General features: G+C 67.6%; 27 protein-coding genes and 1 pseudogene. 18 read left to right on the top strand and 10 right to left on the bottom strand.

Going from position 1 to position 21629, the window contains the following annotated elements; genetic code table 11:
- Positions 1-67: 67 nt before the first annotated feature.
- Genes ACQB60_RS44880 through ACQB60_RS44890 form a run of 3 tightly spaced genes read right to left on the bottom strand, consistent with a single transcriptional unit; the run spans position 68 to position 2044 of the window.
- Positions 68-685, bottom strand: a complete 618-nt coding sequence (locus ACQB60_RS44880) for a hypothetical protein (protein WP_496931890.1) — start codon at positions 683-685, stop codon at positions 68-70.
- Positions 682-1104, bottom strand: coding sequence for a hypothetical protein (locus ACQB60_RS44885; protein ID WP_496931891.1), 423 nt, complete (start codon positions 1102-1104; stop codon positions 682-684). The genes ACQB60_RS44880 and ACQB60_RS44885 overlap by 4 nt, the downstream gene beginning before the upstream one ends.
- A 46-nt stretch (positions 1105-1150) precedes the next feature.
- On the bottom strand, positions 1151-2044 hold the full coding sequence (locus tag ACQB60_RS44890) for an IS982 family transposase (RefSeq protein WP_496931892.1): 894 nt from the start codon (positions 2042-2044) through the stop codon (positions 1151-1153).
- 65 nt (positions 2045-2109) lie between these two features.
- Here ACQB60_RS44890 and ACQB60_RS44895 point away from each other — a divergent pair, with 65 nt between their 5' ends.
- From ACQB60_RS44895 to ACQB60_RS44915, 5 genes are all read left to right on the top strand, one after another.
- Positions 2110-2580, top strand: a complete 471-nt coding sequence (locus tag ACQB60_RS44895) for a nuclear transport factor 2 family protein (RefSeq protein ID WP_496931893.1) — start codon at positions 2110-2112, stop codon at positions 2578-2580.
- Between the two features lie 997 nt (positions 2581-3577).
- A complete protein-coding gene (locus ACQB60_RS44900) occupies positions 3578-4039 on the top strand; it encodes a VOC family protein (RefSeq protein WP_496931894.1) in 462 nt (153 codons plus the stop codon).
- Positions 4040-4129: 90 nt separating this feature from the next.
- Positions 4130-4492, top strand: a complete 363-nt coding sequence (locus ACQB60_RS44905; protein WP_496931895.1) for a DEAD/DEAH box helicase family protein — start codon at positions 4130-4132, stop codon at positions 4490-4492.
- 67 nt (positions 4493-4559) lie between these two features.
- The gene (locus tag ACQB60_RS44910) at positions 4560-5168 is read left to right on the top strand and encodes an IS5 family transposase (protein ID WP_496931896.1); all 609 of its coding nucleotides are present in this window, start codon (positions 4560-4562) and stop codon (positions 5166-5168) included.
- A gap of 56 nt (positions 5169-5224) precedes the next feature.
- Positions 5225-5380, top strand: coding sequence for a hypothetical protein (locus ACQB60_RS44915; RefSeq protein ID WP_496931897.1), 156 nt, complete (start codon positions 5225-5227; stop codon positions 5378-5380).
- On the opposite strand, the gene ACQB60_RS44920 is transcribed toward ACQB60_RS44915, so the two are convergent.
- Positions 5353-5856, bottom strand: coding sequence for a hypothetical protein (locus ACQB60_RS44920; protein ID WP_496931898.1), 504 nt, complete (start codon positions 5854-5856; stop codon positions 5353-5355). The two genes, ACQB60_RS44915 and ACQB60_RS44920, sit on opposite strands and share 28 nt — an antisense overlap.
- A gap of 586 nt (positions 5857-6442) precedes the next feature.
- On the opposite strand from ACQB60_RS44920, the gene ACQB60_RS44925 reads away from it, so the two are divergent.
- Positions 6443-7201 (top strand): MIP family channel protein, encoded by a 759-nt coding sequence (locus tag ACQB60_RS44925; protein WP_496931899.1) that lies wholly within the window; start codon positions 6443-6445, stop codon positions 7199-7201.
- 49 nt (positions 7202-7250) lie between these two features.
- On the opposite strand, the gene ACQB60_RS44930 is transcribed toward ACQB60_RS44925, so the two are convergent.
- Entirely contained in the window at positions 7251-7616 is a 366-nt protein-coding gene (locus ACQB60_RS44930; RefSeq protein WP_496931900.1) for a hypothetical protein, read from the bottom strand.
- 127 nt (positions 7617-7743) lie between these two features.
- A complete protein-coding gene (locus ACQB60_RS44935) occupies positions 7744-8403 on the bottom strand; it encodes an MSMEG_1061 family FMN-dependent PPOX-type flavoprotein (RefSeq protein ID WP_496931901.1) in 660 nt (219 codons plus the stop codon).
- A gap of 120 nt (positions 8404-8523) precedes the next feature.
- Here ACQB60_RS44935 and ACQB60_RS44940 point away from each other — a divergent pair.
- From ACQB60_RS44940 to ACQB60_RS44950, 3 genes and pseudogenes are all read left to right on the top strand, one after another.
- Positions 8524-9036, top strand: a pseudogene (locus ACQB60_RS44940) (helix-turn-helix domain-containing protein); the annotation flags it as partial.
- Positions 9037-9094: 58 nt separating this feature from the next.
- Complete coding sequence (locus ACQB60_RS44945) at positions 9095-9517, top strand: hypothetical protein (RefSeq protein ID WP_496931902.1); 423 nt, start codon at positions 9095-9097, stop codon at positions 9515-9517.
- A gap of 560 nt (positions 9518-10077) precedes the next feature.
- Complete coding sequence (locus ACQB60_RS44950; RefSeq protein WP_496931903.1) at positions 10078-10836, top strand: hypothetical protein; 759 nt, start codon at positions 10078-10080, stop codon at positions 10834-10836.
- A gap of 71 nt (positions 10837-10907) precedes the next feature.
- On the opposite strand, the gene ACQB60_RS44955 is transcribed toward ACQB60_RS44950, so the two are convergent.
- On the bottom strand, positions 10908-11954 hold the full coding sequence (locus tag ACQB60_RS44955; RefSeq protein WP_496931904.1) for a helix-turn-helix transcriptional regulator: 1047 nt from the start codon (positions 11952-11954) through the stop codon (positions 10908-10910).
- Positions 11955-12216: 262 nt separating this feature from the next.
- On the opposite strand from ACQB60_RS44955, the gene ACQB60_RS44960 reads away from it, so the two are divergent.
- The 5 genes from ACQB60_RS44960 to ACQB60_RS44980 all read left to right on the top strand — a co-directional run bounded on the left by ACQB60_RS44960 (position 12217) and on the right by ACQB60_RS44980 (position 15385).
- The gene (locus ACQB60_RS44960; RefSeq protein WP_496931905.1) at positions 12217-12444 is read left to right on the top strand and encodes a hypothetical protein; all 228 of its coding nucleotides are present in this window, start codon (positions 12217-12219) and stop codon (positions 12442-12444) included.
- A gap of 68 nt (positions 12445-12512) precedes the next feature.
- The gene (locus ACQB60_RS44965) at positions 12513-13007 is read left to right on the top strand and encodes a hypothetical protein (RefSeq protein WP_496931906.1); all 495 of its coding nucleotides are present in this window, start codon (positions 12513-12515) and stop codon (positions 13005-13007) included.
- Between the two features lie 37 nt (positions 13008-13044).
- Positions 13045-13662 (top strand): hypothetical protein, encoded by a 618-nt coding sequence (locus ACQB60_RS44970; RefSeq protein ID WP_496931907.1) that lies wholly within the window; start codon positions 13045-13047, stop codon positions 13660-13662.
- Between the two features lie 37 nt (positions 13663-13699).
- Entirely contained in the window at positions 13700-15022 is a 1323-nt protein-coding gene (locus ACQB60_RS44975; protein WP_496931908.1) for a S53 family peptidase, read from the top strand.
- Positions 15023-15097: 75 nt separating this feature from the next.
- Entirely contained in the window at positions 15098-15385 is a 288-nt protein-coding gene (locus ACQB60_RS44980; protein WP_496931909.1) for a hypothetical protein, read from the top strand.
- A 47-nt stretch (positions 15386-15432) separates the two neighbouring features.
- Here the strand turns inward: ACQB60_RS44980 and ACQB60_RS44985 are convergent, their stop codons facing one another.
- Positions 15433-15948 (bottom strand): hypothetical protein, encoded by a 516-nt coding sequence (locus tag ACQB60_RS44985; protein WP_496931910.1) that lies wholly within the window; start codon positions 15946-15948, stop codon positions 15433-15435.
- A gap of 191 nt (positions 15949-16139) precedes the next feature.
- Here ACQB60_RS44985 and ACQB60_RS44990 point away from each other — a divergent pair, with 191 nt between their 5' ends.
- Entirely contained in the window at positions 16140-17594 is a 1455-nt protein-coding gene (locus ACQB60_RS44990) for an NF041680 family putative transposase (protein WP_496931911.1), read from the top strand.
- 66 nt (positions 17595-17660) lie between these two features.
- Entirely contained in the window at positions 17661-18446 is a 786-nt protein-coding gene (locus ACQB60_RS44995) for an alpha/beta fold hydrolase (RefSeq protein WP_496931912.1), read from the top strand.
- Between the two features lie 158 nt (positions 18447-18604).
- On the opposite strand, the gene ACQB60_RS45000 is transcribed toward ACQB60_RS44995, so the two are convergent.
- Complete coding sequence (locus ACQB60_RS45000; protein ID WP_496931913.1) at positions 18605-19117, bottom strand: phosphotransferase; 513 nt, start codon at positions 19115-19117, stop codon at positions 18605-18607.
- 133 nt (positions 19118-19250) lie between these two features.
- Positions 19251-19391: a hypothetical protein gene (locus ACQB60_RS45005; RefSeq protein WP_496931914.1), complete on the bottom strand. Its 141-nt coding sequence runs from the start codon at positions 19389-19391 to the stop codon at positions 19251-19253.
- 216 nt (positions 19392-19607) lie between these two features.
- Here ACQB60_RS45005 and ACQB60_RS45010 point away from each other — a divergent pair, with 216 nt between their 5' ends.
- Positions 19608-20369, top strand: a complete 762-nt coding sequence (locus ACQB60_RS45010) for a metallophosphoesterase family protein (protein WP_496931915.1) — start codon at positions 19608-19610, stop codon at positions 20367-20369.
- Positions 20370-20788: 419 nt separating this feature from the next.
- Positions 20789-21629: hypothetical protein (locus tag ACQB60_RS45015; RefSeq protein WP_496931916.1), on the top strand; the 841-nt coding region annotated here is incomplete at its 3' end.

Here is a 21629-nt window from a genome sequence, read left to right on the forward strand (position 1 = left end):
GTGGCTTGCGAGATGGTGCCGCACGCGCTTCTCGTACCGTGTCAGCGTGGCACGTGGTGGTAGTAGGTCAACGGCAGGGCCAGCACGAACACCGTGCCGTACCGGCGGCGGATACCGCACACGTTCGCCGCCGGGGTTCGCGCACGAAACGGTAGGTGTGCGTGGGTTGTTCGGGCTCGGGAATCAGCGCGCCCGGCTGATCCCAGGCCAGCACGTGACCGGCGTGGGCCAGTTCACCCGTTGTGTGCTCCCGGGTGGTGTTGTGTGTGAAGGGGATACCGGACAGGGCCCGTTCTCCCTCAGCGAGGATCTGGGTGATGGTCTGGGCCGCGGGCAGCGGGGAGCTGAAGTAGCCCGTCAAGCGCATCCAGCAGCACACCCGGAAGGCAGGGCTGACCGGGGTGAACAGATCCCATTCGACCGTTCCGCGGGTGTACTGGTCTTCGACTACCAGAAGGTGCAACGCCAGTGGTGTGCTGTACGCATAGGTGCGGGCGATGTCGCGCAGGCGGGCCTCGGCGGCCTGCCGAGCCTGCCAGGCAGTGTCACTGTCTGCGAGTCGGCGGGCCCTGCGCGGGCTGGTCGAGCCGAGAAGCGTCCACACACGAGCCACGACACTGAACGCGGCAAGAAGCGGCCACGTAACGACGCGCAGCATGAGGTTCTTCAGCGGGCGCCGGGTCACGGGGACTGCTGCTTGAGTCGTGTGCCGGCGGGTAGGAGCCGGGCTTGCAGGAGCGAAGCACCTGTCGTGGTCACGCACTGGATGGTCACCCACAGGACGGCCCCTGCTGGGCCGGGAGGCGAGTCGACGAGGTGGCCTGTGGCCATCGTGGCCCACACAAACGCACTGATGATGATCGCCAACAGGCTGCCACGGACTTTCGCCAGTCTGAGGACGATCCACAGGGCGAGTGGTTGAAAGACGATGCCTGCTGCGTTGGCGGCCAGGTAATAGGGGGCTCCCGCGAGGGGGTTGCGTGCGCTGTCGGCTTCGGTGGCACCGTCTATCAGCGTATGCAGGCCGCGGATCAGCCACCATGCGGCAAGTGTGGTCGCGGCAGCGACGAGCATTGTTCTCGCGGCCCGCACCCGATACGTCATGAACCCGATCGTCTTCCTGTCGGCTAGACGAATGAGTCCGATGTGTTCAGTGATCGAATGCGATGAGCGACCGGAGAGTCGAGGCGCCAGTCTTGTGGTTTCGCCAGATCGCGGCGGCCATCGCGAGGACGCGTTGGGCGACACGGACGGCGACGCCTTCGAAGGTCCGTCCACCGTGGTGTTCCAGGTCCAACTGGCCCTTGAGCGTGTCGTTCACGAACTCGATGAGCTGCCTCACGGACTTCAGTAGTCCTTCGCCCTTGCGCTTCTTCTCCCGCTTGAACGAGGGCCGCAGCAGAGTAACTCCCCGCATCGCGAGGTCGTACTCGAATTCCTTGGAGGCGAAGCCCTTGTCAGAGATCAGCAGCAGTCCCGGCCGGTCGGCGACCAGGCCGGCGTCGATGTCGAGCATGGCCTGCAGGACCTCTCGCTCGTCCGTCTTCGCGTTGGCGAGCGCCCACAGGATCGGCATGCCGGTTGGGGTGCAGACCAGGTAGAGGCGCAGGCCCCAGAAGTATCGGGAGTGGGAGGCGCAGTACCCGTATCCGGCCCAGCCGGCCATCTCCGACCGCTTCACTGTCGGCCTCGACATACCGCACGGCAACGGAGTGGAGTCGACGATCCAGTGGTTGTCGAACCAGAAGTCCGTATCGACGGCGAGCATTCGTATCGCCTTCTTGACCAGCGGCAACGCGGCCTTGAGACGCTTGTTGTACCCGGACTGCTGCGGAAGGTACGGGAACATCGAGGCCAGGTGCTGGTTCGCGTACCGCAGCCACCGTGCCTCGGAGTGGAACCCCAGCAACGCCTGCGCGACCGCAAGGGTGACCAGCTCCGCGTCACTCAACCGCGGCGGACAGCCCATCCATCGCCCTGTCTCCAGATCGTCGTCGATCTTTACGTACAAGGCGGTGAGCAGTGTGTTCAATTCATCGGGCACACACCAATCCTGAACATCTCGATGAACTCGGGGTGAATCGTCCCATATTGGCTAACATCGGCGGCATGATGACACCCGAAGATCAAGCACTGGCGCTGCTGAGCCTGACCGACCGCACCGCGATCCATGAACTCGTGGACAGGTACGCGAAGGTGTTCGACGACCGCTCCTTCAGCGCGATGCTGCCGACGCTGTTCGTGCCGGACGGAGAGATCGAACTGCCCCCGGGCGGCCATCACGGTCTCGAAGGCATGGATGACTTCCACAAGGACGTGATGAGGCCTTTCGGGCCCACGCAGCACATCTTTACCAACACGCTCGTCGACATCAATGGCGACCGGGCCACGTTCCAGGCGAACACCCACGTCACGCACACCGTCCTGCAAGAGGACGGCACAACAGATGACAACAACCTGTTCCTTGCCGGTGGCGTGCTGGCCGGCGTCACAGTCCGTACCCCGGCTGGATGGCGGTTCCAGACGGTCACGCTTGACGTCATCTGGCGGCAGGGCGACTTCGGCCCACCTGCGCAGTAGAGCGATCGCCCCACCGCTGATTACATCGGACTCATTCGTCTAGTGGCCCGCTATCCGTCCAGCTACTCAACTCGGGAAGGCGTTCTGGGACGCCGTGTCCTACGGCGTCCCAGAACTCACGGCTGGCTGCTACTGGGCGAGGGCATCCTGGAACGCCTTCGCGTAGGGGCCGTTCCCGAGACCTTGGGGTGGAACGAGGCGAGGCCGTCCACCGCCGACAGCGTCACAGCCGTGACAAGCTTGTTGGAACCGCGGCCTGTCGGCACCGGAATCGACCATGGGATCGAGGCGCGCGGTGCGACCGCAGTGGGGCGGGCGTCGTCGGGTCCACGATGTCGACCTTCCTACGCAGGCTGCCGCTCTCACGTCTCGGCTTCCGTTTTGCGCCGTCTGGGACACTTGATTCCATGCCTGGTGCCCGACAACACGATTCCCAGCCCTCGCGGTCCATACGGTTTGCCGCCTGGCTCTTCCCCGTGGACGTTGACGGTCATCAACGACAGTCCTGGTCCCAGTGGACGAACTGGCGGATCTTCTTGCTGCTCCTTGTGGGGCCCTGCATGGTGATCGGGGCGTTTACTGCCCGAGGTTCCGGAGTGACGTGGTGGGAACGCGGCGCCCTCTTTGTGGCCGGTGCCGCCATATCGGCGATCTTGGTTTGCGCAGTGGTCGGATATCGGCAGATCATGGCCTCAGTCCGGCAGAGGTCGAAGGCCCAAGATGTAGGCGCGGGCCGGTGACATGCCCAGAGTGGTTCCAAGAAGCGTGGCGAAACGGTTCCAACAAGCGTGTCACGCTCGCTCTGAATGGTCAGGTCACCGCGTCTCGTTGGTTCCAACTGTCATGTCACGGCTCAGGAAGTGGCCGGGTAGCCGCAGACCATTACTCGTGAAGAGGCATGCCAGCGGGGGCTTGACTCAGTGCGTGATCAACCGGACAGTGCATAGATCATCGCGAGCTGTGGTTGGAGCATGATGCTCGGCTCGGCCTACTTCAGATGTCCTTGGCGGGTGGATCTGTGAGCGGAAGTCCCAGCTGGCCCGACGGGTTGGCCGTCGGCGCCACCAGGATCGGCCGCCGATGCAACCGGTACGAGGAATCCGTGGCCTTCTATCGCGACGTGGTCGGGCTGCCTCTCGTCTACCTCGCCGAGACGGGCCCGGACGACTTCGGCTGTGCAATCTTCGGCCTGCCCGGGACGAGGACGACCTTCGAACTGGTCCAGGCCCTCGAACCGGTGGCGGTCGACCGGCATGAGGAGCTGGTGCTCTACTTCTCGGGTGAGCCCGCTCGTGATGTCGTGGCACACCGCATCACCGAGGCCGGCTACCAGCCGACGACGCAGTATCAATACTGGGACCTCAACAACGCGATCACCTTCCTCGACCCTGACGGTCGCGAACTCGTCCTCGCCCCCTGGGTGTTCGGGGAAGAGCCACCACCCGCGAGAGGAAAGTAGATACTCCACCTTGAGCTGTCCGGGCCTGCCAGGACAACGCCCTGGAAATGCGGTTGTCGCCCGGCACATCTCCTGACAGGCTGCTTGGCCATGATCGATGCTGACCAGTCGAGCTGCCTGATCGTGACGGGGATGCCCGGGTCCGGAAAGACCACAGTGACGAGGTTGGTCGCCGACCGGCTGTCACGCTCCGCTCGGCTCGACGGATACTTCATCAGCACCCTGGTTGTCGGCGGCCACGTCTGGGCTCTTGGCGAGCCTGCCGACGAGGCGGCGCGCCAAGTGGAGTTGTGTAACCGCAATCTGTGCGCCCTGGCGAACAACATCTCCGACGCCGGCTTCACTCCCGTGATCGACAGGGTGATCCCCGACCGCGAACAGCTCAACTTCTTCGTCTCTCTCCTCCCGGCTCGCCAGGTCCGTCGCGTCCAACTCCCGTGTCTCGTCGTGTGATTGCCTTGCGCACCGGTTCGGGAACGCGGCCGATCGTCCGAACAGGACGCGGCGGTATCCGTCCGACATGACGGATGAACAGTGGGCGGTGGTGCGCAACGCCCTGCCGGTGCCGGCGTGGCTGGAGGGCCGCGGCGGGCAGCCGGAAGGCTACTGCCACCGGCAGATGTTGGACGCGGTGTTCTACGTCACCGACAACGGGATCAAGTGGCGTGCGATGCCTGCCGACTTCCCCGCCTGGAACCGCGTGTATGCATTCTTCCGAAGGTGGCGCAACAACGGCCTGACCAAGGAGCTGTCCGACCGTCTTCGCGGGAAGGCCCGCGTCGCCGAGGGCCGCAATCCGGAGCCGACCGCGGCCATCATCGACTCGCAGTCGGTCAAGGGCACCGCCTCGGTGCCCGCCGACTCACGCGGCTACGACAGCGGCAAGAAAGTCAACGGGAGGCGCCGGCACGTCATCACGGACACGCTCGGCCTGCTGCTGATGGTCCTGGTGACGGCCGGGAACATCACCGACCGGCAGGCCGCCCGCGCCATGCTGCCCCTGCTGCACAAGCGGTTCCCGAAGATCACACTGGTGTGGGCCGACGGTGGCTACGCGGGCCGCGTGGTCACCTGGGCGAAGACGAAATCCAGCTCACCCTGCAGATCGTCAAACGCAGCGATGACATGAAGGGGTTCGTGGTGCCGCCGAGACGATGGGTGGTTGAGAGAACCCTGGGGTGGCTGATGCGTTCGCGGCGTCTGGTGCGGGACTTCGAGACGGTGCCCGCCTCCAGCGAGGCGTTCATCTACTTCCCGCAGGCCATGCTCCTCAGCCGCCGTCTCGCCGGGCAGGCCCCGCGTTCGCGGTCGGATCAGTCGCGGTGGGCTGCCGCGGCGTGAACCGGCCGACCGGCAGCGCCTCCAGCCAGGCCCCGCTCGGCCAGCCGCTTCGCCTTCGAGCGCACGCCCTCGATCTTCGCGGGCACCACGTCCAGCCCGAGCAGGCCGGCGAGTTCCTTCGCCGAGATCCCCTCGCCTCGGTCCGCCTCGCTCTCCACCAGCTCGACGATCCGCCGATAATCCGGCGCAAGTGCCGTCACGGCCGTCCCCTCCCCACGCCGCGGCACGATCGATCCCGCGACCGGGACCTTGTCCTTCGCCGCCTCCTCGCACGGGCCAGGAACAGGCACGTCCGCCGGTTCGGCCGGAGCGGCCAGGGCCTCGGCGAGCTCCGCCCGAGCGATCACCCGGCGCTCCAACAGCACTTCCGCCTGCGCGAGTTCGGCAAGGACCCGCTCGGCTTCGGCGCGCAGCTCCTCCGCCCGCATCCGGGCAGCCGTCTCCCGCTCCTCCAGCAGCCCCATCACCGATGTCACCGGTCACCTCCGCATCGCCGAGAAAGAACTCATCGTCCGAACTCTCCCGCAACGACACCGAAACCATTCCTGACCAGCGGAAACTCAACGATCGCATCCGGAAAGACAACAGCCTCTAAGCGATCTTGGTGATTTGTGGTGCGGCTTGGGCAGGCGGCCCGTCGGGAGGGGCTGCCATGGTGACGAAGCCGCTGCGGGTGGAACTGGCGCCGGAACAAGTTGCTGAGCTACGGCGGCGGTTGAGTCTCCGTCATCTCGTTCCCAACGAGCGGATGCGGCTGGCGGCCCGGGGCCGTACCGCACCCGAGACCGCGTCGGTCCTCGACAAGCATGTGGTCACGGTGCGCAAGACCCTGCACCGCCTCCTCGGCGCGCAATGGCTGCTCCTTGGGGAGGCGTTCGCAGGCGCGTTGTGCGACGTGCACAGCCTCGGCCCGTGGTGCGCGCGGGGTGCTTCAGGTCCGTCAAGGCGGGAGCGGGTAGAGGTCGGCCGCCTGCCGCACCGCCGCCGACAGGCGGCGATGCCCCTCCGGACGCAGAATGCCAGGAGTAGTACATATGGTCGGATTCTCAGGAGGAGGCTGCCATGCAGACTGTGGAGACCCGCAGCGTCATCAGTGAATTCCTGGGCACCTTGCTCCTGGTGTTCTTCGCCGTCGGCGCCGCCGTGCTCGCAGGCGAGACCATCGGTACCCTTGGTATTGCGTTGGCCTTCGGCTTCACCCTGCTGGCCTTGGCCTACACGCTCGGCCCGATCTCAGGCTGCCACGTCAACCCGGCAGTGACGCTCGGCATGCTGGTGGCTGGGCGCATCAAGGTCCGCACGGCTATCCAGTACTGGGCCGCACAGCTGCTGGGCGGCATCGCCGGTGCCGCACTGCTTTTCCTACTGGCCAAGCAGGTGCCGGGGCTCAAGACCAGCGAGGCGTTCGGCACCAACGGGTACGGCAACCGCTCCGCCGTGCACCTCAACGTCGGCGGTGCCTTTCTCGCCGAGGTCGTGCTGAGTTTCCTGCTGGTGTACGTCGTGCTCGCGGTGACGCACCGTGTGGCCGTGCTCGGCTTCGACGGGCTGCCGATCGGCTTGGCGCTCGCTGTGATCCACCTGGTGGGCATCCCCTTGACCGGCACCTCGGTCAACCCGGCCCGCAGCTTGGGCCCGGCGCTGTTCGCGGGGGGCGCGGCCCTGTCCCAGCTGTGGCTGTTCCTGGTCGCCCCGCTGGTGGGCGGGGTACTCGCCGCGGTCGTGCACCCGCTCACCCACCCTGCGGGTACCGCGCTGAACGCGGCGGCACGGGCGGCGGAAGTAGCCGCGGACCAGGTCAGTGCCGAGAGCGTGGAATGAAAGGCCGCGGCCGTGGCCAAGGCAGTGCTGCTGGCTACCGCGGTGCCCCTCAGCGGGTGCAGGGGCGACGCCACGCAGCCCTCACCAGTGTCGGCAGCGTCCGGATCCGCCCTTCGGCGGCGAAGGCGTCCAGCATCGCTTCCAGCGTATTGAGGTCCTCGCGCATCCAGCGTGGCGGGCGCCCTGGGCGCGACGCGTCCGCCAATGCCTTGAACCCGCCGCTGAGGAGGCGGTGCAGGGTCTTGCGCACCGTGACCACATGCTTGTCGAGGACCGACGCGGTCTCGGGTGCGGTACGGCCCCGGGCCGCCAGCCGCATCCGCTCGTTGGGAACGAGATGACGGAGACTCAACCGCCGCCGTAGCTCAGCAACTTGTTCCGGCGCCAGTTCCACCCGCAGCGGCTTCGTCACCATGGCAGCCCCTCCCGACGGGCCGCCTGCCCAAGCCGCACCACAAATCACCAAGATCGCTTACGGGCTGACCCGCGATTGACCTTGCGGTTTTGCTGGTCTGGCAGTTCGGCAATCGCCGGTCGGCTCGTTACTCGTACCGGTACTTCAGCGAGTCCGCTTCCGCCTGTTCGATGTCGGCGATCGTCAGCTCCGGTATCCGCAGCTGGGCCAGCGTCACCTCGGCCGAGGTCGGCTGGGCGTCTGCCGGCAGCCACTGCTCCGGCTTCCAGGCTCCGCTGCGTAGGAGCGATTTGGGGCAGTGTGGGTAGACCTCCTCGATGCCCACCACGAGTGCACTGGCTGGCGGCTTGCCCACGGCGGTCAGCTGCGACAGCAGCTCCGGGCGGGTGGAGACGCAGGCCCGGCCGTTCACCCTGAGCGTCGTGGTGCGCCCCGGGATGAGGAACAGCAGCCCGGCCCGTCCGGTGGCGATGACGTTCTGCAGGGTGTCCAGACGCTTGTTGCCGGTCGCGTCCGGTATCGCCAGCGTCCGAGCGTCCAGGGCGGCGACGAACCCGGCGGGTCCGCCGCGCGGGGAGACGTCACAGTTACCCGCGGCATCTGCGCTGGCGACGAGGACCAGTGATGAGCAGCCGATCAACCGACGTGTCTGTTCGGTGAGTTCGGTCATCTGCTTGCGCACAGCAGCGTCGTTGGGGAGTGCATAGGTCTGGCGCAGCGTCTCTTGGTCGGGCACGGCATCGAGGCGGAGCGAGTCGAAGGCGCTGGGGGCAAGGGAGGTCGTCATGCCAGCGACCCTAATGGGCCGACCTGCGACTGATCTTGGCCGGTGAGCGTGGGGACATACAGATGCCCGTGCGAGTTGTCTGGCGTGTGAAGAACAAGCAGGCCCGCGCGGCCATGTCTCATCCTGCTCTTCTGCGGGCTGTCGCGACAACATTTGGGCGAGTTGGTCGCAGAACTCGCCCCGCGTTGGGTGGCACGCTGTGAGTCCGGGCGCCATGAGCGACGTGAGGGCGATCGTCGGCGAGAGGCCGGGGCCGGGCCGAAGTACGAACTGGTCTTCACCGACCGGCTCTTGGTGACACTGGTCCATCTGCGGACCAGGCTCCCCCATGAGGCGTTGGGCGTGCTCTACGAGGTGGGCTCTTCCACGATAGGTCGGGCGATCCGGGAGGTCCGCCCACTGCTGGCGGACCGTGGGTTCGCCGTCCCCGACCGGCCCGGTATCCGGCTGCGAACCCTGGAGGACGTGTTCGCCTATGCCGCGGCCGAGGACGTCACCTTGCGGATCGATGGGATGGAGACGCAAGTGCGCCGCCCACACGCGGGCCGTCCCGGCCGGCGAGCCTTCGTCTCCGGCAAGCGCAGGACTACAAACACCGGCTCGCCACCTCCCGCTCCCGGGTCCTCTGGGCGATGGCCTCCGTCATGGCCCGCCGCCTCACCGGAGCCACCATCGCCTCCTGGAGGACCGCTTGAGCGAGAACCCGCAGATCACAGCCGTGCTGGAAAGCGTCGAGAGCCGCGAGCGGGAACTGGCCGACCAGGCTGAGCAGTTGAGGGCCCGTATCGAAGAACTCACCGTGCAGCTCGCCGAGCTCGACGCGGAGGGCGAGAACCTGCGCATCACCCGCAAGACTCTCCTCACGCTCCCCGCGCCCTCATCCGCCGCCGGGCCGGAGCATCCGAGCATCCCGGAACACCCCGTCTATCAGCAGATCCTCACCGCTCTGGCCGCCGAAGAGCGGCCGATGCGTGCCCGCGACCTCTGCCAGGCCCTTGACCTGCCCATCCTCGCGAAGAACACCGAAGGCATCTGCGCCAAGCTGAAGCGCCTGGTCAGCCGAGGCATCCTCGTCGAACCCGAACCCGGCTTGTTCGCCCGCCCCGACGCCTGAGAGTCGAACCCCGCCCGCGACCAGCAGTCCTTCCCCAACCTCAACCACGAAACGGACAACTACTCACGTTCCACACTCTCAGATCTGGGCCTCACTGAGGCAGTACTGCAGCCATGCACGGCCACCGATGACCGACTCGACGGTGACTGCCCAGAAGCGCTCCGTTGCGGGACAACGTGCTGCGCGCCCTGCGCCAACGCACAGATGTGGCTCGGCCGTGTGTGCTGAACCACGGAGGCCACCGCTGGCCGGTGGTCCACCGGTTCACCTGCTACCCGCGTCTGTGGCAGTGCTGCACCGGGCAGCAGGGAGCGCCCCTGGGCAGGTCCACCCCGTCCGCCCGTCCGCGGAGCGCAGCCGGCAGGACGATGCGCGCACTGCGTTCCATGGTCTGTGCAGGCAGGGTCCAGCCCCTGGATCGCAGGCGCCCCAAGGGGAACCGGGTGGTTCGGGACGGCCGCGCGAGCCTTTGCAGGACCCCGTCAGCAGATGCGAGGCAAACCGCACCATGTCTAGCCTTTTCGGGTGACATCGACCACCGATTGTCTGGAGGCAGCGCGATGTCGAGGACCCGGAAGACAACTGTCAGCACGCTCGGCGCGACCCTGGGGGCCGTCGCCCTGGTGGGATCCCTGACCGGCGTGGCATCGGCGAGCGCCCGCAGTGACAACGGGGTGGCCGACAAGAGTGCCCAGGAGATCGCGGCCGCGTCGAAGTCGGCCTTCGAAGGCGCTACGTCCGTGCATGTGAAGACGGCCAGCAAGGACATGCCCGAGGGGCTGCCGAGCGCCATGGACCTGAAGCTGGACCGGGACGGGAACTGCTCCGGCAGCGTCGCAAGGTCCGGGCGCGGCGGCTACGAGATCATCAAGCAGGGCGACAAGGTCTGGATCAGGCCCGATGCGGCCTGGGTCAAGGACAACGTCCCGGCCGAGGACCAGAAAGCGCTGAGCGACGCCCTCAAGGGCGGCAAGTACCTCTACGGCACCACCGCCGACGACACGCTCAAGGAGGCGTCCCAGGTCTGCGACCTGTCGGCGGTGCAGGAGCGCCTCAACGCCCACCAGCCCGCCTCGGGCCTGAAGAAGGCGGGTAAGGCCGAGGTGAACGGGGCGGGCGCCGTGGAGATCACCGGCATCAAGGGCGGCCTGCAGGCCCAGGTGTGGGTCGCCACGGACGGCAAGCCGTATCCGCTCAGGGGCGTGGCCGAGGGCACCACGGGCGAGGGCAAGAAGCTGAACGTGACGACGACGTACAGCGACTACGACAAGCCCCTCGACGTGAAGACGCCGTCCGCCGGCCAGAGCACCAAACTGTAACCGCCGTACAGCAACGAGCAGTTGAGGGGCCCGCACGTATCCACGTGCGGGCCCCTCAGGAGTATCCCCGCTCAGCGCGGCACCTGGCCTCCGGCCCGCGCCCGCAGCGTGACGGACGGGGCCTGCCCGTACTGGGACTGGTAGAGCTGCGCGAAGCGGCCGGCGTGGGTGAAGCCCCAGCGCGCGGCTATCTCCGTGACCGTGGCGGGCGGGGCGGACGCCAGGAGTTCGCGGTGTGCGCCGCGCAGGCGCAGGTAGCGCAGGTGCGCGAGCGGCGTGGTGCCGCGGTGGTCGCGGAAGGCGTTCTGCAGGGCGCGCGGGCCGACCCCGGCGATGCGGGCCAGCTCGGCGAGGGTGAACGGGTGGGTGGGGTCCGCCTCCATGGCCTGAAGGGCGCGGGTCAGGGTTCGCGGGCCGACGCGTGCCGTGGGGTTGCGCAGTTCGTCGCTGTACTGGTGTGTGGTGCCGTACAGGAGGGCCGTGATGACGGTCTCGCGCAGCCGGTCGCCCACGGGACCGGGGTCCAACAGCCCGGAAGGGTAGGCGAGTTCGGTCTCCAGCATCGTCAACAGCGGGAGCGGCACCGCGAAGTGGCCCGCGGGCGGTGCCGGGTCCGTCATCTGTAGTGGCTGGACCGGGTGTTCGAGGAGCCGGGCCAGCGTGCCTTCGAGGAGTTCGGCACGGGCGCCGACGAAGAACAGGGACGTGGCCTCCCCGTACTCCACGATCGCGTCGGCGCCCGGCACCATCAGCTGCGGCGCCTCCTGGCCTGGCGTGCTCATCAGGTCCGTCGCGCCCTGTTGCCGGATCCCGAAGGTTCCGGCCCGGACGGCGGCCGTGCTGTACAGCGTGGGATCGCGGTAGTAGGTGGTCAGGCCGCCGGACGTCACGAAGCGGATGAGGGACAGGCCCCCGGCGCTGAGGCGCTGGATGTGCAGGCGGAACCGGTCGTCCGGGCCGACCCCGCCGATCCGCTGCATCTCCTGGCCCGGATAGTGCGCGCGCATGCTCGTGACCGCCTCGTCGGGCGCGGCGGCGTCGAAGCCGACGGTGACCGGCTGCGACGACGGCTGAGCCCCGCTGCCGGGCACGGATTCGGGGGCGATGTCGCTGGTCATCTGCGCTCCCTTCCTCATCTCCGTTGTACGTCGACGGGGCCCGCCTCGCGCGTCACCGCGGGGCGCATCCCGTCGTCGGCCGGTAGCGCAGAGTGAGATTCGGGTGGGTTGATGCGTGCGGTGGACAGGCCGGTTCGTTGCGCGGATCGAGCGGGGTCCGGGGCGCGTGCGCCGCGATCGGGCCGGTGGTGTCGTGGTTGAGGGGGCGGAGAAACCGGCCGGAAACCCCGGCCGGAACCCGCGATTCGAAACGGTGAGGACCATGAGCACGCACCCCGCATCTCCCCGGCGCAACCGTCGCCGTACGTGGCCGGCCGCCGCACTGGCCGTCGTCACGCTCGGTACCGGGATCGGTGTCGCCGAGGCGAACGGCGTGGACCTGCCGAAGGCCGCGTCCGGGCACGGCATCGTCCACAAGGCGCGGCAGGTTCTCGACCGGATCACGCACCATGACGCCACCGCTCCCGCCCCCTCCCACCTGCCCTCCTGACGCGCTGTTGCCGGGCTACCACGCCCGCCGAACTGCGTATCCCACAACGGACTTTTAGGGTGATTTCTATGGCAAGCAACCAGCACCTGCCGCAGCGTGGACAGACCTGGGGCCCGCGCCCCGAGCCCTACGGTCAGCAGCGTGGATCGGCCTACGACCCGCAGCAGATCCACACCATGCCCCGCTCGGTGCGCAGGGCCCAGTACAGCGCCTGGGCGCTGAGCGCGCTGACCCTCGTCTCGGCGCTCTACGCGGCGACGCGGGCCCACCAGGACGCGAGCAGCATCGGTCATGCCTTCGGCTACGCGGTCGGGCTCAACGTCTTCTGCCTGGTCCTGACCGTCCTCGCGTTCTTCTTCCGCAGAGGCGGACCGGCCCTGCGCTGGACCACGCTCGGCGTGGCCGCGCTCGCGGTGATCGCCTCGATCGGCAGCATCGCCGGACGTGGCACCGAGCACACCCACACGTACGCCCACGGGATCGTCATCGGGGCCGTCATCATCGCGCTGCTGTGCAGGCCGGACGCCGTCGCGTGGTTCTCCCGCCCGCGCGACAAGCACTGAGCCCGGCCGCCGACCCGCTCAACACCTGGGATCCGTCATGGAGTTGGGACAGCTTCAGCAGCAGCGCCGCTTCGTCGTCGACGAAGGCAGAGGCAACGCCTACCGCGTCTTCACCGGCGACCAGGTCGGCAACCCCGTCGAACCCGTCGGACACCTGGAGCAGCACCGCGAGCAGGGCCTGAAGCAGCAGCTCGTCTTCTACGTCGACGAGGACCGCACCGAGGTCCTGCTGCGCTGCCAGGCCGGTTCGGCAAGCCGCCAGCTCTCCTCGTACGAGGTGAGCGACCCGCAGGGCACACCGCTCGGCACCTTCGGCCGGGACGTCAAACGCTCTCTGGTGGCCTCCACCTGGCGGCTCGAACCGGTGGGCCTCACCGCCTACTTGGGGCGGGACAACAACAAGGTACTCGCCGCGCTGCGGCGCGTGCGCGACCCGGCCCAGTACTCCTTCTTCGACGGCATCTGGACCCAGGGGCTTCGCGCCTACACGTTCACCGAACTCCAGTCGCAGCAGCCCGCGTTGACGATGGCACGGCAGGCCGGATGGAGTGATCCCACCCGCGTGGAGATCGCCGACGACCGCCTCGACCGCCGCCTCGTCATCGCCCTCACCGTCGTCATGGCCGGTCTGCAACTCGCCCCCGATCACCACTGATCCTGGCCCGCCCGCCGGTCCGGAAAGTGAGCATCCCATGTACCGCAAGACCCGTAAGTCCCCGTCTGCCCGGGTGAGCCGCGTGGCCACCGCCACCGTCGCGGTCGCCGCCCTCGTCTCCGTGGCCGGGACCGCGTCCGCCGCACAGTCACGCGCGGACGGCAGTGACGTCCGCGCCGAGTGCGAGGAGAACACCGGCGCCGTCTGCTACACCGCCGACCAGATACGCACCGCCTACGGCATCGACAAGCTCGCCGCCAAGGGCCTGACCGGCAAGGGCAGAACCATCGCCGTCATCGACCCGGTCGGCGCCCCCAACGCCCTTAAGGACCTGGAGAGTTACAGCACGAAGATGGGTCTGCCGAAGCCCGACCTGAAGATCGTCCAGCACAAGCCGGAGGAGGGCAAGGCGGCCCCCTTCGACTGGACCGACGAGGGTGATGTCGGCGCCGCCCAGGAAGTCACCATGGACCTGGCCGCCGTGCACACCGTGGCACCGGACGCCAAGATCGTCCTGCACCAGATGAACGTGGCCTTCGACGAGTCCGGCGGCGACTCGCTCCTCGACCTGGTCAAGGCCCTGGGCGACGTCTACGAGAACAATTCCGCCGACGTCGTCACGATGAGCCTCGGCCTGCCCGAGGGCGGTGTGAACGCCGCCGCGAACAAGGACCTCTACACATCGGCGGCCCCCGTCTTCGCCGCCGCCGCTCAGGAGGGCATCACCACCGTGGCCTCCTCCGGCGACCAGGGCGTCTTCGACCCCAACGGCTCGGCCGACGGAAAGGCGAACGTGCGCACTGTCGACTGGCCCTCCTCCGACCCCAGTGTCACCGCGGTCGGCGGCACCCGCATCACCCTCGACGACCAGGGCAAGCGCACCAAGGCCGACGTCGTGTGGAACGACGAGGGCGCCTCCGGCGGCGGCCCCTCGATGATCTTCTCCCGCCCCGGCTACCAGGCGAGCGGCACCGCCGCCCGAGCCGCGAGCAACGGCCACCGCGCCGTCCCCGACATCTCGCTGACCGCCTCCCCGCAGGCCGGCATGACCGTCCCGTTCACCGACCGGGACGGCACCGACTGGAACAGCGTCGGCGGCACCAGCCTGTCGGCCCCGCTCTTCGCCGGGATGGTCGCCCTGGCCGCCCAGCAGAAGGGCGATTCACTGGGCAACGTCAACCCGAAGCTGTACGCCCTCGCTGCCACCCCCGAGGACGGCGCGAAGGCCGGGATCACCGACATCACCTCCGGCGTGAACGGCCAGGACGGCTACCCCGCCGGCCTCGGCTACGACATGGCCACCGGGCTCGGCACGGTCGACGCCTCGAAGCTGGTCCCCGCACTCGCCGGAAAGTCCTGACCCCGTACGGCAGTTGAGCCCCTGCACAGTTCACCGCAGCCCGTCGCGGCCCGCAGCAAGACTGGTGTACCGCCCATGAAGCGCTCGACCGGACACCGCGCTGTTCCGGCCCTCGCCGCGGCCCTCGCGCTGCTGGCCGCGGGGGGCACGGCCGCCGCCTCCGAAGGCTCCGGCCTCGCCGACGCCCTGGAGAGCTGCCGCTCCCCATCGGGCGGCACCTGCTACACGGCAGCCCAACTACGCACCGCCTACGGCCTCGACACCCTGGAACAGAAGACCGGGGGACACTTCGGCCGGGGCCGCACCATCGGCATCGTGGACCCGGTCGGCTCCCCCAACGCCCGTACAGACCTGGAGACTTAGCTTGTTCTTTAAGGTCCGGCCGCTCCGAATCGTGCTCACCAGTGCGTCTACGTCTCATTCAGTGCTGCGGCAGCTGCGTCAATGAAAGGCGTGATCAGTCGAATATAGGCACGCAACGTTTCTTGGAACTCACGGCGGTTCTCCCGGCTAGCGTTCTCGGCCATGGCCGCCAGAGCAGTGGTGAGCGTGCCCGACATGATCAACAAGTTCGATGCTGCTACTTGGACCGTGGAAGGGCCTTCCAGGTCAATCAGTGTCACCGCCCGACGCAACTGCTGATGCCGGTCGCGGTGGGCGGTCAAGACGGCTTCAGACTCGGTGGTCGAGAGACCGTCGACTCCCCGGAGCCCGTCAGCGACGACCTGGGCCTGCTCAATGAGGTCCAGGTAAGCGGCCCGCCGGGTCTGACGAGTGCCTTCGCGGCGCTGCGCCTCAGTAGTCGCATCGACCTGGACTCGGGCAGCGCGGGCGTTGCCCCTGCTGGTCAGCCAGCTCGCCAGCGAGCTGGCCGCGATCGCCGTCACACCTGTAAGGCCAGCGACGAACAGCGAGTTGTCAGGCATGCCCAGGAGTCTCTCCAAGAAGACCCCACGACAGCCACCGCTTCCTGATCATTACCCGACGTTGTATCCGCAGGGCCCGAAATACGTCTCGAACATGATCACCTGAACAGGGATGTCCCGGACGTGAACACGGCCTTCGTCTGATCATGTGCTCCGACCAAGGTGCACCGATCGAGACGAAGGCCGTGAAGGTGAGTCTGCTGCCTGACGCCGGTCCCGGGGAAGTGTTCGCGCAAGCGTCACGCTTCCGGGAGGACTTATTCGACTGCCTGACCGCGCGTGGGGACGAGTTGTTCGAGCTCGTGGACGCGTTGCTGTGCGCGGACGGTCCGGTGACGTCGCCGGTGGACCTGACGCTGGTTGCCGAGCACCGGCGTGGGCACGGCGCGATGTACGAGGCGTTGAACAGTGGGAACGTGGACGTGCCCCGACTGCGGCAGGTGCTGGCCGGTCTGCCGATGCCGCGGGCCGCCGACGGGCGCCTGGTCCTGGCGGTCGACGTCAGCAACTGGCTCCGCCCCGACGCGCCGACCAGCGCGGACCGCCTGTTCTGCCATGTCTACGGCCGCAGCGGACGGTCCTCGGACCAGTTCATCCCTGGCTGGCCGTACTCGTTCGTCGCCGCCCTCGAATCGGGCCGGACATCCTGGTGCCAGCTCCTGGACGCCGTCCGTCTCGGACCCGAGGACGACGTCGCCGAGGTCACCGCCGCCCAGCTCCGCCGGGTGGTCACCGACCTGATCGAGATGGGCCGCTGGCACGTCGGCGACCGCGACATCCTCATCGTCTTCGACGCCGGCTACGACGCCCCGCGCATGGCCCACCTCCTCGACGGACTCCCGGTCGAGGTGCTGGGGCGGATGCGCTCGGACCGGGTGATGCGACGGCCGACGCCCTCGCTCAAGGAGTACGCCCTGGCCTATCCCCAGGGCGGGCGCCCGCCGAAACACAGCAAGGAGTTCCGCTTCGCCAAGCCGGAGACCTGGGGCGAGCCGGACGCGGCAACCGTGCAGGTCACCGACCGGTACGGCGCGGCCCGCGCGATGGCCTGGGACCGCATCCACCCCCGACTGACCACCCGCTCCGCGTGGATCGACCACACCGGCGAACTCCCCATCATCGAAGGCACGCTGCTCCGCCTCCAGGTCGACCGCCTGCCCGGCAGAGGCGACCCGCTCCCGCTCTGGCTCTGGTCGTCCGCCACCGGCCTGAACAGCGAGGACGTCGACCTGCGCTGGCAGGCGTTCCTGAGGAGATTCGACATCGAACACCTCTTCAGGCTGATGAAACAGACCCTCGGGTGGACCCGTCCGAAGCTGCGAACCCCCGAGACCGGCGAGCGCTGGACCTGGCTGATCATCGCCGCCCACACCCAGATCCACCTTCTGCGCGACGCCGCCGCCGACTTGCGGCGGCCGTGGGAGAAGCCCGCTGAGCCCGGTCGGCTCACCCCGGCCCGAGTCCGCCGGGGGTTTCGGAACCTCCGCCCGCACCTGCACTGCCCCGCCCGTGCACCAAAACCCTCAACTCCCGGCTCTGGAAGGCCACTTGGATCGAGGAACCGGCGGCCCGCCACTCGCTACGACGTGGGCAAGACCGTGAAACGACCCGAGAGCATCACCGAACGAAATCGACTCAGACCATAAAGAACAAGCTTAGAGCCTGTCCTAGAACCCTGGAGCGGGTGTGAGGAGTTGCGGCAGGCTGCTCACATGACGTCGGTATCTCAGCCCGATCCGGTCCGCGCAGCCACCACTGCAGGCGGGCACCGTCTGTCTTATGTCGACTTCGGCGGCTCCGGACGGACTCTGCTCGCTTTGCACGGCCACTTCAACGAGGCCCGCACCTTCGCCGCCCTGGCCCGTGAACTGGCGCCAGGGTGGCGGGTGGTGGCTCTCGATCAGCGCGGACATGGATACTCGGACCGGGGACCGGACTTCTCCCGGAAGGGATACGTCCAAGACGCCGCCGCACTCATCGAGCATCTTGCTCTTGGCCCCCTCGTCGTCATGGGACACTCGCTCGGCGGCGTGAACGCCTACCAGCTTGCCGCTCGTTACCCGCACCTGGTCACCGCATTGATCATCGAGGACATCGGGGCCGAGATCGATGATGACCTGTCCTTCTGCCTGTCCTGGCCGCACCGGGCCCCCACGCGCACAGCTCTGATCGAGCAACTGGGGAACTCCGCCCGCTACTTGAACGACGCCATCCGCGAGTACGCCGACGGCTGGGGCCTGGCCTTCCGCCCACAGGACATGGTCACCTCCGTCGGCCAGGTCAACGGCGATCACTGGGACGACTGGCTCGCCACCGACTGCCCGGCCCTACTCATCCACGGCACCCGCAGCGACACACTCAGCGCCGAACATGCCCAAACGATGGTGGCCCGCCGCCCCCACACCCGTCTCGCGGAGCTTGCGACCGGGCACACCGTGCACAGCACCGACCCTGACGGGTTCGCGACGACCGTGCGTTCCTTCCTCAACACCCTGTGAACCTCCATTTCGGGAAGCGTTGGCCATGGGTTGCTGTGAATCGGGCGTAGGGTCGAAGCTCGGTGCGGGGCCGGGGCTTGACGTCGGCAGGAGGAGTGCCGCGCCCCGGCAGCAAGGGGCTGTCATGGCCGTGGCCTGAACAGGGACAGAGCTGGGGCTCAGCCCACCAGGGCTCGACGACGGGCCTCCCCAAGGATGCGATCGGCGCTCTCCTCGGGAGTGAGGCTCGAAGTGTCGAACCACCAGCCGACATCGCCGAGTTCCCACTTCATGGCGGCATCGAGATCTTCATAACCGTCGAAGTCGAACCGCTCTTGCAGATCACGGAGGCGGTTTCGGGACTGGCACGCCTCGATGCCCGGTGCGAGAACAACGAACAGAACCCGCCGAGCAGGCACGAGAGAGGCAAAGAAGTCCAACTGCTTGCGGTCAGGGATCACCCAGTCGATCACAGGTGTGAAGCCCGCGTCGGAGAAGTTGTTCGCCAGCGTGCACAGATTCCGCTTGCCCAGGGCCCAGACGCGACCGCTGACAATCAACCTGCTGATGAAGTCGCCGTCGAGGCGAGCGGAGCGTGGCAGTCGCTCGGCGACGAGCCGGGTCACTGTTGACTTCCCGGCCCCCGGCATCCCCGTCACGATTAAGCAGTCCGGCATCTCAGGAGTGATCACGCCCGCAAGCGTGCCAGCGTGCTTGAGCGGGCGGCAATCGCATTTTGGAGGTGCGATTCCAGCAAGGCCCACTACTCCACAACCACCTCACCACCCCCGCCAGCCCAGTTCACGGACAGGTTCTTACGCTCGCCTACGCGCCGAGTTCGAACGACGGGTCCAGGCGCTTCAAGACGCCGGCGAGATCCCCGATCCTCGCGAGGCTCAGATCGCCCGGCTCAAGGCAGAGATCACCAAGCTCCGGGAACGGCTGGCCCAGCTCGCCGCCCAGCACGAGGAGATCGTCCGGCTTCGCGAGTCCGTCGCCCGGACAAGCCTAGTGATCCGCCTACCCGCTCCGCGAACCACGGTGATCGGCAGCTGCAGCTGAGGAGAAGACCCCAAAGAAGTACGCGCCCCAAGGACACACGCGCTGAAGCAGTCACCTCTTGAAGTACGCGTCCGGCGAACGGTCCCGCCTCCGAGTGAACCTCATCCCACAGTGGTGACCATGCTGAACCGAGTAGCCGTCCTATCCGACATCCACGGAGTCCTGCCCGCCCTGGAGGCCGTGCTCGCCGAACCAGACGTGAGCGCCGCCGATCGCATCGTGCTGACCGGCGACATCACCGCTGGCCCGCAGCCGACCCAGGTCCTCGACCTGCTGGTCAGTCTCGGCGACCGCATCGTCTGGATCAGCGGCAACGCCGACCGCGAACTCCTCGAATACCGCCGCGGCCAACGCGACTCGATCCCCGATCCGATTGCTCCCTGGGCCGCCGAACAGCTACGCGAAGACCACCTCGGCCTTCTCAGCCAGCTGCCCTCATCACTCTCTCTGCCAGTGCGCGGCCTGGGGAAGGTGCTGTTCTGCCATGCCACCCCTCGTGACGATGAAGAGGTCGTCCTGGTGGACTCACGCCTTGACCGCTGGCGAGAGGTCTTCAGCGAGCTCGACTCCGACGTCCGCACGGTGGTCTGTGGACATACACATATGCCGTTCGTCCGCCTCGTCCACGGCCGACTCGTGGTCAACCCCGGCAGCATCGGTATGCCCTATGGGCGAGCGGGAGCCCACTGGGCGCTTCTGGGCCCCGGCGTCGAACTGCGATCGACCGGCTTCGACGTGGAGGCTGCCATCACCCAGGTCACGCGCGACTCCTCTTACCCCGAAATCGCCGAGTGGGCCGACTACTTCCTTCATGCCCGGGCAACCGACGCAGACGCACTCGAAGCCTTCGCGCCGCGGGACGGGCGCAGTGATGCACCGTGACATCGCCTCTTGAACCCAAGCTCCCTAATGGGGCCACTACTGATCCGTGAAGCCAAGTAGCCGGGCACCGCAGGCACCGCGCGCACGAACCCCGCCACCAGCCCGACACGTATGGCCGCCGTGGGCCGGACTCGACGGGCAGCTCATCACCACTTCGGATGCTGCCTGCTAGCCGGATCGGCTGTTCTTCCCGGTCCACGGCCGAGGCGGCCGCTCCTCGGACCACGTCGTGCCGGACTGGCCGTCCTCGTTCGTTGCCGTGCTCACCCCGGCCCGCACTTCGTGGACGCAGGTCCTGCCGGGCTGATCAGGTGAAGTGGAGCGGCACGGGCGGGAAGTGCAGCTTTGGACGGCGCCGCAGGGTCGAGACTGCGGGCCTGCCCATCCTGCTCTTCTTCGCGATGTGAGGTATCCCAGACATGCGACGGACCTTCCTGGCCGCTGTGACCGTGGCCACCGCACTCGGCGGCCTGACCGGCCCTCAGACCGCCGCCGCCTCCCCGGCCGCACCCCGGCAGACGGCGACTGCGCAGGACGGCCGCGAGGAGCACTGCAGTGACATCCACAAGCTCTCTGACGCCGGTAACAAGGCTCACGTCAGAGTGTGCGCGAAGGTCGACCAGGCCGGCCGGCTCATGAACATCGCCACGGGCTCCGACTGCTGGCACGCCTTCCGCGTCTGGGACAAGTGCGATGTCACGGGTTCATGGAAGATGTTCCGCGACGGCAAACAGATCGCCAACGGCACCGTGAACGGCTGGTACCCCTACGTCGGTCCCGGCACCTACAAGGTGGTTTCCAAGGTGACGGCGCACGGCCACAACACCGACATCGGCTCCTTCAGCGGAACCCGCCTGCGTGACACCTTGACGGACACCTTCGCTTTGACGACCCCGAAAGAGGAAACGGCTTTCGCCGTCGCGGTGGCACCCAAGCACCGCAAGCAGGACGGCGAGACGCCTATCACGTTCACCGTGACCAGCACTGGCGAGGCCGCCGGGAGCCTCGACATCCAAGGCAACTCGATCTCATCGACCACCCCCGGTTGTACGACGTGGGGCGGGGACGCGCACACGACCGTGAGGTGCGAGATCGTCAAGGGTGAGAAGCAAAAGATCGAGCTGACCGCCCACAAGCCACGACGTCCCTCGTTTCAGTCGCTGCAGAACCCAGAATTCGACCGCTGCAACATCAAGTGGAAGATGCTGAAGTGGAACGGCAGCGTGGGCACCCCCTCCAACCAGGACACCATCTACTGCG

Source organism: Streptomyces odontotermitis (assembly GCF_050510915.1).
Lineage (GTDB): Bacteria > Actinomycetota > Actinomycetes > Streptomycetales > Streptomycetaceae > Streptomyces.

What these genes read in the sequence shown, in the direction of transcription:
- ACQB60_RS44960 (WP_496931905.1), top strand. Translation starts at nt 12,217, where the DNA reads ATGAGCACGCACCCCGCATCTCCCCGGCGCAACCGTCGCCGTACGTGG.
- ACQB60_RS44980 (WP_496931909.1), top strand. Translation starts at nt 15,098, where the DNA reads ATGAAGCGCTCGACCGGACACCGCGCTGTTCCGGCCCTCGCCGCGGCC.
- ACQB60_RS45010 (WP_496931915.1), top strand. Translation starts at nt 19,608, where the DNA reads ATGCTGAACCGAGTAGCCGTCCTATCCGACATCCACGGAGTCCTGCCC.
- ACQB60_RS44965 (WP_496931906.1), top strand. Translation starts at nt 12,513, where the DNA reads ATGGCAAGCAACCAGCACCTGCCGCAGCGTGGACAGACCTGGGGCCCG.
- ACQB60_RS44935 (WP_496931901.1), bottom strand. Translation starts at nt 8,403, where the DNA reads ATGACGACCTCCCTTGCCCCCAGCGCCTTCGACTCGCTCCGCCTCGAT.
- ACQB60_RS44970 (WP_496931907.1), top strand. Translation starts at nt 13,045, where the DNA reads ATGGAGTTGGGACAGCTTCAGCAGCAGCGCCGCTTCGTCGTCGACGAA.
- ACQB60_RS44955 (WP_496931904.1), bottom strand. Translation starts at nt 11,954, where the DNA reads ATGACCAGCGACATCGCCCCCGAATCCGTGCCCGGCAGCGGGGCTCAG.
- ACQB60_RS44930 (WP_496931900.1), bottom strand. Translation starts at nt 7,616, where the DNA reads ATGGTGACGAAGCCGCTGCGGGTGGAACTGGCGCCGGAACAAGTTGCT.
- ACQB60_RS44995 (WP_496931912.1), top strand. Translation starts at nt 17,661, where the DNA reads ATGACGTCGGTATCTCAGCCCGATCCGGTCCGCGCAGCCACCACTGCA.
- ACQB60_RS44985 (WP_496931910.1), bottom strand. Translation starts at nt 15,948, where the DNA reads ATGCCTGACAACTCGCTGTTCGTCGCTGGCCTTACAGGTGTGACGGCG.
- ACQB60_RS44975 (WP_496931908.1), top strand. Translation starts at nt 13,700, where the DNA reads ATGTACCGCAAGACCCGTAAGTCCCCGTCTGCCCGGGTGAGCCGCGTG.
- ACQB60_RS44895 (WP_496931893.1), top strand. Translation starts at nt 2,110, where the DNA reads ATGATGACACCCGAAGATCAAGCACTGGCGCTGCTGAGCCTGACCGAC.
- ACQB60_RS44950 (WP_496931903.1), top strand. Translation starts at nt 10,078, where the DNA reads ATGTCGAGGACCCGGAAGACAACTGTCAGCACGCTCGGCGCGACCCTG.
- ACQB60_RS44900 (WP_496931894.1), top strand. Translation starts at nt 3,578, where the DNA reads ATGTCCTTGGCGGGTGGATCTGTGAGCGGAAGTCCCAGCTGGCCCGAC.
- ACQB60_RS44925 (WP_496931899.1), top strand. Translation starts at nt 6,443, where the DNA reads ATGCAGACTGTGGAGACCCGCAGCGTCATCAGTGAATTCCTGGGCACC.
- ACQB60_RS44905 (WP_496931895.1), top strand. Translation starts at nt 4,130, where the DNA reads ATGATCGATGCTGACCAGTCGAGCTGCCTGATCGTGACGGGGATGCCC.
- ACQB60_RS44915 (WP_496931897.1), top strand. Translation starts at nt 5,225, where the DNA reads ATGCGTTCGCGGCGTCTGGTGCGGGACTTCGAGACGGTGCCCGCCTCC.
- ACQB60_RS44885 (WP_496931891.1), bottom strand. Translation starts at nt 1,104, where the DNA reads ATGACGTATCGGGTGCGGGCCGCGAGAACAATGCTCGTCGCTGCCGCG.
- ACQB60_RS44910 (WP_496931896.1), top strand. Translation starts at nt 4,560, where the DNA reads ATGACGGATGAACAGTGGGCGGTGGTGCGCAACGCCCTGCCGGTGCCG.